At 63.5% G+C, this 12,526-nt stretch carries 5 protein-coding genes; all 5 read right to left on the bottom strand.

Going from position 1 to position 12,526, the window contains the following annotated elements; genetic code table 11:
- Positions 1–25: 25 nt before the first annotated feature.
- The 5 genes from QX073_RS02990 to rplJ all read right to left on the bottom strand — a co-directional run bounded on the left by QX073_RS02990 (position 26) and on the right by rplJ (position 12,382).
- A complete protein-coding gene (locus QX073_RS02990; protein ID WP_315714567.1) occupies positions 26–2,089 on the bottom strand; it encodes an FAD-dependent oxidoreductase in 2,064 nt (687 codons plus the stop codon).
- 338 nt (positions 2,090–2,427) lie between these two features.
- Positions 2,428–6,627 carry a DNA-directed RNA polymerase subunit beta' gene (gene rpoC / locus QX073_RS02985; RefSeq protein WP_315714568.1) on the bottom strand — a complete coding sequence of 1,400 codons (4,200 nt, stop codon included), beginning with the start codon at positions 6,625–6,627 and terminating at the stop codon, positions 2,428–2,430.
- A 131-nt stretch (positions 6,628–6,758) separates the two neighbouring features.
- Positions 6,759–10,877: a DNA-directed RNA polymerase subunit beta gene (gene rpoB, locus QX073_RS02980; protein ID WP_315714569.1), complete on the bottom strand. Its 4,119-nt coding sequence runs from the start codon at positions 10,875–10,877 to the stop codon at positions 6,759–6,761.
- A gap of 548 nt (positions 10,878–11,425) precedes the next feature.
- Positions 11,426–11,803, bottom strand: coding sequence for a 50S ribosomal protein L7/L12 (rplL, locus tag QX073_RS02975; protein WP_172108050.1), 378 nt, complete (start codon positions 11,801–11,803; stop codon positions 11,426–11,428).
- 60 nt (positions 11,804–11,863) lie between these two features.
- On the bottom strand, positions 11,864–12,382 hold the full coding sequence (rplJ, locus tag QX073_RS02970; protein WP_008963452.1) for a 50S ribosomal protein L10: 519 nt from the start codon (positions 12,380–12,382) through the stop codon (positions 11,864–11,866).
- Between the last annotated feature and the right edge of the window lie 144 nt (positions 12,383–12,526).

Raw genomic sequence — 12,526 nt, 5'->3', positions numbered from 1 at the left:
AAATGTCGGCGGCTGTGCCGCGAGCCTAGTCTTCGTCCTCGACCTTGTCGAAGAACGAATAGCGCAGGCTGTCGGCGTCGGCGTACCACTGGCCGGGCCCCTTGTTGGCCGCGAGTGTCGCTGCCCACACCTCGTCGGTGCAATCGCGGCGGTGCATGGCCAGATCGAACCCGTTGCCGAAGAACAGCTCCGACCACTCCCACCAGGTGCCGAGCTTCTTGACCCCACGCAGCAGGTCGTAGCGGTCGACCAGCGCCGGAGCCATGTCCGAGGTGATCGAGCCGAACACGAGGCCGGTCTTGACGACGCGGTTGAGCTCGCGGATCGCGCGCGCAACCTGCTTGTCACCGAGATGGCAGAGGCTGGTCTCGAACACGAAATCGAACTCACCGGTCTTGAATGGCATATCGGTGATCGAGCCGAGCTTGTTGTATTTCCTCAGCGCCTTCGGCGTCTTGCCATGGATGTAGCGGTTGTTCTCGATGCCCCAGGCATCGATGCCGCGCTCGCGGAGCGCTCCCACCAGTTCACCGCTCGCGGAGCCGGCGACCAAGAGCTTGTAGCCTTTGCCCTTGCCGGCCCGGTTCCAAACGATCTTGATCAGGCTGGTCAGATAGTCCGGATCGGTGAACTGCGACCACGCTTCGCTGTACGGCCCCTGCCCGCGATAATTGTCGAAATAGTCACGGTCGATCTTGTCGGACAGCGGCGTTTCGGCCTGCGAGCGGGCGCGGCGCAGCCGCATCATTTCGGTCAGGATGATGTCGGTGGCGGCGTCCGACGAATCGAGCAGCCCGTTCAGGGTCGAGTCGAACAGATAGTCACCGACCACGACGATGCCGGGGTGCTCCTTCGGCTCAGGCCGGTGATTGGTCATGACGTCGCGTACCGGCAGACCGCCGGGCAGCGCGTTGACGGACGACAGCCAGCGGTGGATCTTGCCTTCCATGAAGTGTGCGCGCGCGTCGCCGAGCGCAGCAGGGAGCGACTTCAGCGCGGCATCGATCAGCTCCTGGTCCGAGAGGTTGGCGAAGGCGAGCGCATCCGAGCCCGCGATCAGCCAGTTGAGCACGCCGTGCTTGCCGACATCGTGGCGCGAGCCCTCGTTGTAGATGCAGCAGCCGCCGAACGCCTCCGACATGAACCAGGAGCCCGGAATCTTCTCGCCCCAGAACGGCTCGTCGAACAGGATCGAGACGCGCAGATAATGCGCGGGACGATCGAAATAGGCGATGTGCTTGACCATGGACTGGCGCAGCTTCTCGCCCTCCCAGCCGACCGTCGACAGCCAGGAATGCGGCAGGCACACCAGGACGAGATCGAACTCGCGCGTCTCCGGCCCCTTGCCGTTCATCATGTTGAGCCGGTAGCGACCCGCCTCGGTCTTGCCGATGCGGAGCACGCGATGATTGAGCTGGATGTCGGCATCGACCTCGGAGCGCAGGCACTCGATCAGTTGCTCGTTGCCGTTCTGAATCGAGTACAGGCCGATATAGTCGTCGATATCCATCACGAAGTTCTTGAGCGCATTGAGGCCGTTGGTGTTGTGGGCCTCGGTCGCGAGGTCGGAGCGCGACATCACCTTGAAGAAGCGCTTGGCCGTGGGATCCTCGACCTCCTCGTCGAGCAGCTCTTCGCAGGTCTTGTAGGCCCAGGGGTGCTCGTTATCGTGGGCGCCGACGCCCTCGTAATATTCGACCGGCGACATCACGTCGGTACAACGCTTGCGGAACGCCTCGACCGCAGCGGCCGTCTTCGGGCCGTATTTGCGGCGCAGCCCCGGCACGTCGTCGAGCAGCTCGCCGTCGAGTTGCACCTGCAGCGCATCCATCGGAATCGTCTGCAGCCCGAAATGCTGGATCAGCTCGCGCAGCGGATCAGGGCCGGTCATCGAGTAGTCGTAGATTTCCGCGACACCAGCCTCATACATCGCCGGTGCGGTATCGAACTTGCGCGTCACGATCTTGCCGCCGAGCCGGTCGGATGCCTCGTAGATCGTCACCTTGCAGAGATCGCCGAGTTTGCGCCTCAGATACCAGGCGCTCATCAGGCCACCCGGACCGCCACCAACAATCGCAAGGTCAAGCATCGAAGTTCCGCCATCTCCGGCTGTCAGCGACGTTGCCGGTCGTCCATACAGGGGTCCTGCCACCCTCGGGGCTCGATCGGCCATAGCGTAACCGGCCCGCAAAAGATTTGCGCCGGAGCAAATCGGCGCATCGCCACGGGAATCGACGGAAATCAGCTCAGCGGATCTGATGCTTCCAAAAGCGCCTCTGTCCCTGAAGGGAAGATGAACAACGGGGCAGCAGCGCGGCAACAGGAGAAGAAAATGTCAAAAAAAGGCCGGCAAACGCCGGCCTTTTCTACACGCGATGAACGCACGGCAGACCCCGACACCGTCGGGGTCATGCCGCAACCGTCCGTTTACTCCGCCGGCGGCAGCGCGAGCGGCTGAGGCTCGGGCTGCGCCGGCACGATCGCCGCCTGCTTCTCGCGCTCGTCGAGAATCAGCTTGTCGCGCTTCAAAGCGACTTCGCGGATGCGGGCCATCGAGGCGCCGGTGCCGGCCGGGATCAGGCGTCCTACGATGACGTTCTCCTTGAGACCCTCGAGTGGATCGATCTTGCCGTTGACCGCCGCCTCGGTGAGAACGCGGGTGGTCTCCTGGAACGAGGCCGCCGAGAAGAACGACCGGGTCTGCAGGCTCGCCTTGGTGATGCCGAGCAGAACCGGAGTGCCCGTGGCCGGCTTCTTCGCCTCCTCCACGGCCTTCGCGTTCAGCAGGTCGAACTCGATCTTGTCGACCTGTTCGCCCGAGATCATGTCGGTATCGCCCTGGTCGGTGATCTCAACCTTCTGCAGCATCTGGCGGACAATCACCTCGATGTGCTTGTCGTTGATGAGCACGCCCTGCAGCCGGTAGACCTCCTGGATCTCGTTGACCAGATAGGCCGCGAGCTCCTCGATGCCCTTGATCGCCAGGATGTCGTGCGGCGCCGGGTTGCCTTCGACGATGAAGTCGCCCTTCTCGACGATGTCGCCATCCTGCAGATGGATGTGCTTGCCCTTCGGGATCAGGTACTCGCGCGGCTCCTCGGTCTTGTCGACCGGCTCGATCGAGATGCGACGCTTGTTCTTGTAGTCGCGACCGAACCGGATGGTGCCGGCGATCTCGGCGATGATCGCGGCATCCTTCGGCTTACGCGCTTCGAACAGCTCCGCCACCCGCGGCAGACCGCCGGTGATGTCGCGCGTCTTGGCGCTTTCCGTCGAGATACGCGCGAGGATGTCGCCCGGCTTCACCGTCGAGCCGACGTCGACCGACAGAATCGCGTCGACCGACAGCATGTAGCGGGCATCGCCGCCGCGGGCGAGCTTGAGCACCTTGCCGTCCTTGCCCTTGATCACGATGGCCGGACGCAGATCCGCGCCACCGCGCGTTCCACGCCAGTCGATGACCACGCGCTTGGCGATACCGGTGGACTCGTCGAGCGTTTCCGAGATCGACAGACCCTCGGTCAGATCCTCGAACCCGATCGTACCCTCGGCTTCCGTGAGGATCGGACGGGTGTAAGGGTCCCACTCGGCGATGCGCTGGCCGCGCTTGATCATGTCGCCGTCGTCGACATGCATGCGCGCGCCGTACTGGATGCGGTGCGTCGCACGCTCGGTGCCGTCGGGGTCGACGATCGTCACGACCATGTTGCGGACCATCGCGATCAGATGACCCTCGCTGTTGCGGGCGATCGCCTTGTTCTTGATGACCACCTTGCCTTCGAAGTTCGATTCCACGAAGGACTGCTCGTTCAGCTGCGCCGCACCACCGATGTGGAAAGTGCGCATCGTCAGCTGGGTGCCGGGCTCACCGATCGACTGCGCGGCGATGACGCCGACGGCCTCACCGTGGTTGACCGGCGTGCCGCGCGCCAGATCGCGGCCGTAGCACATCTTGCAGATGCCGTTGACCAGCTCGCAGGTCAGCGCCGAGCGGATCTTCACCTCCTGCACGCCAGCCTGCTGGATGGCGTCGATGTGGCTCTCCTCCATCAAGGTGCCGGCCTTGACCAGCACCGCGTTGGTCGCGGGATCGCGCACGTCGTCGCAGGGCACGCGGCCCAGGATGCGCGAGCCGAGCGAGGCCACGACCGTGCCGGCATCGACGATGGCGCGCATCTTGATGCCGAGATGGGTGCCGCAATCGTCCTGCGTGATGATGCAGTCCTGCGCGACGTCGACCAGACGACGGGTCAGGTAGCCCGAGTTCGCGGTCTTCAACGCGGTGTCCGCGAGACCCTTGCGGGCGCCGTGGGTCGAGTTGAAGTACTCGAGAACCGAGAGACCTTCCTTGAAGTTCGAGATGATCGGCGTCTCGATGATCTCACCCGACGGCTTGGCCATCAGGCCGCGCATGCCGGCGAGCTGACGCATCTGGGCCGGCGAACCGCGGGCACCGGAATGCGACATCATGTAGATCGAGTTGATGTCGGCATCCGCCCCCGTCGCCGTCTTCTTGGTGACGGAGATCTCCTTCATCATCTCCTTGGCGATCTCTTCGCTGGCCTTCGACCAGGCGTCGACGACCTTGTTGTACTTCTCGCCGTGGGTGATCAGACCGTCATTGTATTGCTGCTCGAAATCCTTCGCCAGCGTACGGGTGGTGTCGACGATCTTCCACTTGCCCGCCGGCACGACCATGTCGTCCTTGCCGAACGAGATGCCCGCCTTGAAGGCGTTGTAGAAGCCGAGCGCCATGATGCGGTCGCAGAAGATCACCGTCTCCTTCTGGCCGCAGTGACGATAGACCTGATCGATCACGCCCGAGATTTCGCGCTTGGTCATCAGCTTGTTGATGACCTCGAACGTGACGCGCGGATGCTTCGGCAGGAGATTGCCGAGCATCACGCGACCCGCGGTGGTTTCGATCCAGCGCTTGGCGATCTTGCCGGTCTCGTCCATCCCCTCCCAGCGGTACTTGATCTTGCTGTGGAGATGGATGGCCTTGGCGTGCAGCGCATGCTCGAGCTCGGCCATGTTGCCGAACGCCATGCCCTGGCCGGGCATGCCCTCGCGCATGATCGAGACGTAGTAGAGGCCGAGCACGATGTCCTGCGACGGCACGATGATCGGCTGACCATTGGCCGGATGCAGGATGTTGTTGGTCGACATCATCAGGACGCGCGCTTCCAGCTGCGCTTCGAGCGACAGCGGAACGTGCACGGCCATCTGGTCGCCGTCGAAGTCGGCGTTGAAGGCCGAGCAGACCAGCGGATGCAGCTGGATCGCCTTGCCCTCGATCAGCACCGGCTCGAACGCCTGGATGCCGAGGCGATGCAGCGTCGGCGCGCGGTTCAGGAGCACCGGATGCTCGCGGATGACCTCGTCCAGGATGTCCCAGACCTCCGGACGCTCCTTCTCGACCAGCTTCTTGGCCTGCTTGACCGTCGTCGACAGGCCCTTGGCGTCGAGCCGCGAATAGATGAACGGCTTGAACAGCTCGAGCGCCATCTTCTTCGGCAGGCCGCACTGGTGCAGGCGCAGCTCGGGACCGACCACGATGACCGAACGGCCGGAGTAGTCGACGCGCTTGCCGAGCAGGTTCTGACGGAAGCGACCCTGCTTGCCCTTGAGCATGTCGGCGAGCGACTTCAGCGGACGCTTATTGGCGCCGGTGATGACGCGGCCGCGGCGGCCGTTGTCGAACAGCGCATCCACCGCCTCCTGAAGCATGCGCTTCTCGTTGCGGATGATGATGTCGGGCGCGCGCAGCTCCATCAGCCGCTTCAGGCGGTTGTTGCGGTTGATGACGCGGCGATAGAGGTCGTTGAGGTCGGAGGTCGCGAAACGGCCGCCGTCGAGCGGCACCAGCGGACGCAGGTCCGGCGGGATCACCGGAACCACGGTCATGATCATCCATTCCGGCTTGTTGCCGGAGTGGCGGAACGCCTCGACGATCTTCAGGCGCTTCGCGAGCTTCTTGTGCTTGATGTCGGAGTCGGTCTCCTGCATCTCGGCACGCAGCGTCTGCTCGAGCTTCTCCAGCTCGAGGCCGCGCAAGAGCTCACGGATGGCCTCGGCGCCGATCATGGCGGTGAAGCTGTCCTGGCCGTATTCGTCCTGCGCCTTGAGGTACTCGTCCTCGGACAGCAGCTGACGGTCCTTGAGCGCGGTCAGACCCGGCTCGAGAACGACGTAGTATTCGAAGTACAGAATCCGCTCGAGATCCTTCAGCGTCATGTCGAGCAGCAGGCCGATGCGCGAGGGCAGCGACTTCAAGAACCAGATGTGCGCGACGGGAGCGGCGAGCTCGATATGGCCCATGCGCTCGCGCCGGACGCGCGACAGGGTCACCTCGACCGAGCACTTCTCGCAGATGATGCCCTTGTACTTCATCCGCTTGTACTTGCCGCACAGGCACTCGTAGTCCTTGATCGGCCCGAAGATGCGGGCGCAGAACAGGCCGTCGCGCTCGGGCTTGAAGGTACGGTAGTTGATCGTTTCCGGCTTCTTGATCTCGCCATAGGACCAGGACAGAATCTTCTCCGGAGACGCAATCGAGATCCGGATCTGGTCGAAGACCTGAGCCGGCGTCGTCGGATTGAAGAGATTCATAATTTCTTGGTTCATCGTATTCTCCTCGCGGGCCGATCGGGGGTCGGCCGCAAATTCGAAAATCTCTCAACGGGCGCCTTGTCCTGACCCGCGGGGGAAGGCACCGGCACCCGGCCGTCCGAGACGGCCGGGCATGACCTCTTGAACTACTCGGCGGCTTCCGACGTCGGCGCCGGTCCGAGCTTGGAGTTGTGCAGGTCGACGTTGAGGCCGAGCGAGCGCATTTCCTTGACCAGCACGTTGAACGATTCCGGAATACCGGCCTCGAACGTGTCGTCGCCGCGCACGATCGCCTCGTAGACCTTGGTGCGGCCGGCGACGTCGTCCGACTTCACCGTCAGCATCTCCTGCAGCGTGTAGGCCGCGCCGTAGGCTTCGAGCGCCCACACCTCCATTTCGCCGAAACGCTGGCCGCCGAACTGGGCCTTGCCGCCCAGCGGCTGCTGGGTGACCAGCGAGTACGGGCCGATCGAACGCGCATGGATCTTGTCGTCGACCAGATGGTGCAGCTTCAGCATGTAGATGTAGCCGACCGTCACCTTGCGATCGAACGCATCGCCGGTGCGGCCGTCATAGACCGTCGACTGACCGGATGCGTCGAGGCCGGCGAGCTTCAACATCTCCTCGATGTCGGCCTCCTTGGCGCCGTCGAACACCGGCGTGGCGATCGGCACGCCGCGGCTCAGATTGTGACCAAGCTCGATCAACTCGTTGTCGTTGAGCGACTTGATGGTCTCGTCATCGCCGTAGATCCGCTTCAAGGTCTCCTTCAGCGGCTTGACGTCCTGCTTCGACAGGTAGGCATCGACCGTCTGGGCGATGCGCTTGCCGAGGCCGGCGCAGGCCCAGCCGAGATGGGTCTCGAGGATCTGCCCGACGTTCATGCGCGAGGGCACGCCGAGCGGGTTCAGCACGATGTCCGCATGGGTGCCGTCCTCGAGGAACGGCATGTCCTCGATCGGCACGATCTTGGACACGACGCCCTTGTTGCCGTGACGGCCCGCCATCTTGTCGCCCGGCTGGATCTTGCGCTTCACGGCGACGAAGACCTTGACCATCTTCATCACGCCGGGCGGCAGCTCGTCGCCACGCTGCAGCTTCTCGACCTTGTCGAGGAAGCGCTGTTCCAGCCCCTTCTTCGACTCGTCGTACTGCTTCCGCATGGCCTCGATCTCGGCCATCAGCTTGTCGTTCGGCGAGGCGAACAGCCACCACTGCGACTTCGGATACTCGTCGAGCACCGCGCGCGTGATCTTGGTGTCCTTCTTGAAGCCCTTCGGCCCCGAGATGCCCTGGCGGCCGTCCAGCATGTCGGCGAGACGGCTGTAGACGTTGCGGTCCAGGATCGCCTGCTCGTCGTCACGGTCCTTGGCCAGACGCTCGATCTCTTCCCGCTCGATCGCCAGCGCACGCTCGTCCTTGTCGACGCCGTGACGGTTGAAGACGCGGACCTCGACGATCGTGCCCTGCACGCCCGGCGGCACCCGCAGCGAGGTGTCGCGAACGTCGGAGGCCTTCTCGCCGAAGATGGCGCGCAAGAGCTTTTCTTCCGGCGTCATCGGGCTCTCGCCCTTCGGCGTGATCTTGCCGACCAGGATGTCGCCGGCGCGCACCTCCGCGCCGATATAGACGATGCCGGCTTCGTCGAGGTTCTTCAGCGCCTCTTCCGACACGTTCGGAATGTCGCGCGTGATTTCCTCCGGACCCAGCTTGGTGTCGCGGGCCATCACCTCGAATTCCTCGATGTGGATCGAGGTGAAGACGTCCTCCTTCACGATCCGCTCGGAGAGCAGGATGGAGTCCTCGAAGTTGTAGCCGTTCCACGGCATGAACGCGACCAGCACGTTGCGGCCGAGCGCGAGCTCGCCGAGATCGGTCGACGGACCGTCAGCGATGATGTCGCCCTTCTTGACGATGTCGCCGACCTTCACCAGCGGACGCTGGTTGATACAGGTCGACTGGTTCGAGCGCTGGTACTTCATCAGCCGGTAGATATCGACGCCCGACTTGGTCGGATCGAGATCTTCCGTGGCGCGGATGACGACGCGGGTGGCGTCGATCTGGTCGATCACGCCCGAGCGGCGCGCCGCGATCGCGGCGCCCGAGTCACGGGCAACCACGCCTTCCATGCCGGTGCCGACGAACGGCGCCTCGGCGCGAACCAGCGGCACCGCCTGGCGCTGCATGTTCGAGCCCATCAGCGCGCGGTTGGCGTCGTCGTTCTCGAGGAACGGGATCAAGGCCGCGGCAACCGAAACCAGCTGCTTCGGCGACACGTCCATGTAGTCGACCTTGTCGGGCGTCATCGGCACGACTTCGCCGGCATGACGGCAGACCACGAGGTCCTCGGTGAAGCGACCCTTGGCATCGAGCGGCACGTTGGCCTGCGCGACGCGGTAGCGCCCCTCCTCCATGGCGGACAGATACACCACCTCGTCGGTGACGCGGCCGTCCTTGACCTTGCGGTACGGCGTCTCGACGAAGCCATACTTGTTGACGCGGGCGAACGTCGCCAGCGAGTTGATCAGGCCGATGTTCGGACCTTCCGGCGTCTCGATCGGGCAGATGCGGCCGTAATGCGTCGGATGCACGTCGCGCACCTCGAAGCCGGCGCGCTCGCGCGTCAGACCGCCCGGTCCAAGCGCCGACAGGCGGCGCTTGTGGGTGATCTCCGACAGCGGGTTGGTCTGGTCCATGAACTGCGACAGCTGCGACGAGCCGAAGAACTCGCGCACCGCGGCCGCGGCAGGCTTGGCGTTGATCAGGTCCTGCGGCATCACGGTGTCGATGTCGACGCTCGACATGCGCTCCTTGATGGCGCGCTCCATGCGCAAGAGACCGATGCGGTACTGGTTCTCCATCAGCTCGCCGACCGAGCGGACGCGGCGATTGCCGAGATGGTCGATGTCGTCGATCTCGCCCTTGCCGTCGCGCAGGTCGACCAGGGTCTTGATGACCGCCAGGATGTCTTCCTTGCGCAGAGTGCGCTGGGTGTCCGGCGCATCGAGCTCGAGGCGCATGTTCATCTTGACGCGGCCGACCGCGGAGAGGTCGTAGCGCTCGGCATCGAAGAACAGCGACTGGAACATCGCCTGCGCCGAATCGAGCGTCGGCGGCTCGCCCGGACGCATCACGCGGTAGATGTCGAACAACGCGTCCTCACGCGTCATGTTCTTGTCGGCCGACAGCGTATTGCGGATGTAGGGGCCGACATTGACGTGGTCGATGTCGAGCAGCGGCAGGTCCTTGTAGCCCTGCTCGTTCAGCACCTTGAACAGCTTGTCGGTGATCTCCTCGCCGGCCTCGGCATAGATCTCGCCGGTCTTCGGGTTGACGAGATCCTCGGCAATGTAGTTGCCGAGCAGCTCCTCGTCCGACATGCGCAGCGCCTTCAGCCCCTTCTCCTGGAGCTGGCGGGCGGCGCGGACGGTGAGCTTCTTGCCGGCCTCGAGCACGACCTTGCCGGTGTCGGCGTCGATCAGGTCGTTGACGGTCGAATAGCCGCGGAAGCGGTTGGCGTCGAACGGAACGCGCCAGCCTTCCTTGATGCGCTTGTAGATCAGCTTCTTGTAGAAGGTCGACAGAATCTGCTCGCCATCGAGGCCGAGCGCGAACATCAGCGAGGTCACCGGCAGCTTGCGGCGACGGTCGATGCGCGCGAACACGATGTCCTTGGCGTCGAACTCGATGTCGAGCCAGGAGCCGCGATACGGGATGACGCGGGCGGCGAACAGCAGCTTGCCCGACGAGTGGGTCTTGCCCTTGTCGTGGTCGAAGAACACGCCCGGCGAACGGTGCATCTGCGAGACGATGACGCGCTCGGTGCCGTTGACGATGAAGGTGCCGTTCATGGTCATGAGCGGAATGTCGCCCATGTACACGTCCTGCTCCTTGATGTCCTTGACCGACTTCGCGCCGGTCTCCTCGTCGATATCGAACACGATGAGGCGCAAGGTCACCTTGAGCGGCGCAGCGAAGGTCATGCCGCGCTGACGGCACTCGTCGACGTCATATTTCGGCGGCTCGAACTCGTAGCGGACGAACTCCAGCATCGAGGTGCCGGAGAAGTCGGAGATCGGGAATACCGAGCGGAACACCGCCTGCAGGCCCTCATCCGGCCGGCCACCCGTGGGCTCGTCCACCATCAGGAACTGGTCGTAGGACGCCTTCTGAACCTCGATGAGGTTCGGCATCTCCGCGACTTCCTTGATGTGTCCAAAGAACTTGCGAACGCGTTTGCGACCGGTGAATGTCTGCTGCGCCATCGTGGCCTCTCATTTCGTCGCCCGGAGGGGCGAACCTTCCGAAACAGCGGCTGCCACCGCCCCTTCGGGTTGAATTTCGATCCATTTCGAGGATCTGAGGCCCAGAGCCGGAACGGAAATGTCCCAGATCTGTTCTTCAGACCAGCAAAACGCAAAACGACGCGCGAGGCGCGAGGACGCACCCGCTCGTCACAACCATCTCGTCACGGACTGCAAAAGCCCGAAATTGCCTATCTCCCAACGGCTTACGGACGGAGACGCCACTCCACCGATCAACCGGCTTTTCGTGCTGCCGACCCAATATGGGTTGACAATAATCGAGATTCGAGAGCGAAGCCCCTAAATCTCCACACTTTTCCGTGTTCGGCCCACAACGGACGGTTCCGTTGCACGCCTTTTGCAGTGATTCCGAGCCGCGCCCAATACCCCTGCAAAACTCCTTGTCCACATGATGACCGGGCGATGTTACCACCCGATCATCATAATCTGTCGAAAGCCCCCGACCTGCCCATGGCAGCCCGGGGACTTCGTTCGCGCAATCGAAGCGATTACTTGAGCTCGATCTTGGCGCCGGCCTTCTCGAGCTGAGCCTTGATCTTCTCGGCCTCGTCCTTGTTGACGCCTTCCTTGACCGGCTTCGGAGCACCCTCGACCAGGTCCTTGGCTTCCTTCAGGCCCAGGCCGGTGATGGCACGGACTTCCTTGATGACCTCGATCTTCTTGTCGCCGGCCGAAGCCAGGACAACGGTGAACTCGGTCTTCTCTTCCGCCGGAGCGGCAGCGGCGCCACCAGCGCCCGGAGCGGCGACGGCCACGGCGGCCGCGGCGGACACGCCCCACTTCTCTTCCAGGAGCTTCGCGAGCTCAGCAGCCTCGAGAACGGTGAGGGCCGAGAGGTCGTCGACGATCTTCTGCAGGTCAGCCATTGATGTAGTCCTTTAGTGTGGTTCGGTTCGAAACCAGGTTGTGAGTGTTTGCGAAGGGCGTCAGGCCGCTTCGCCCTTTGAGGCATGAGCCTGAATGACGCGCGCGACCTTGGCCGCGGGAGCGTTGGCGAGCTGGGCCAGCTTGGTCGCCGGAGCCTGGATCAGGCCGACGAGCTTGCCGCGCAGTTCGTCCAGCGACGGCAGCGAGGCCAGAGCCTTCACGCTGTCGACATTCAGGACGGTTGAGCCCATCGAGCCGCCGAGAATGACGAACTTTTCGTTCGCCTTGGCGAATTCGATGGCAACCTTGGGCGCCGCGACAGGATCGTTCGAAGTTGCGATCACGGTCGGCCCCTTCAACAGGGGACCGATGCCGACGACGTCCGTGCCTTCAAGAGCAATTTTGGCGAGACGGTTCTTCGAGACCTTCACCGATGCGCCAGCCTGCTTCATCTGCTTGCGCAGGTTCTGCATCTGAGCCACGGTGAGGCCGGAATAGTGAGCGACGACGGCAACGCCCGTGGTCTTGAAGACCTCGTGCAGCTGCTCGACCGCCTCTTTTTTTGCCGCTCGTTCCACAGCAAGCTCTCTCCGGTTGGCGGCCTTCGCCCGAAAGCGGGACCGCCGGGTTGCACCCGCCGTCCCACCAAACCTGACCTCCGGACGGAAGAACCCGAGGACACGAAAGGCAAAACGGCGATGAATAGCCTGCCCTTCCGAAAG

This window comes from Bradyrhizobium sp. SZCCHNS3052 (genome assembly GCF_032484495.1).
Classification (GTDB): domain Bacteria; phylum Pseudomonadota; class Alphaproteobacteria; order Rhizobiales; family Xanthobacteraceae; genus Bradyrhizobium.
This window is presented reverse-complemented; position numbering and strand designations above follow the sequence as displayed.

Bases quoted from the DNA above. Each gene is read 5' to 3' on its own strand.
- QX073_RS02990 (WP_315714567.1), bottom strand. From the start codon at position 2,089: ATGCTTGACCTTGCGATTGTTGGTGGCGGTCCGGGTGGCCTGATGAGC.
- rpoC (WP_315714568.1), bottom strand. From the start codon at position 6,627: ATGAACCAAGAAATTATGAATCTCTTCAATCCGACGACGCCGGCTCAG.
- rpoB (WP_315714569.1), bottom strand. From the start codon at position 10,877: ATGGCGCAGCAGACATTCACCGGTCGCAAACGCGTTCGCAAGTTCTTT.
- rplL (WP_172108050.1), bottom strand. From the start codon at position 11,803: ATGGCTGACCTGCAGAAGATCGTCGACGACCTCTCGGCCCTCACCGTT.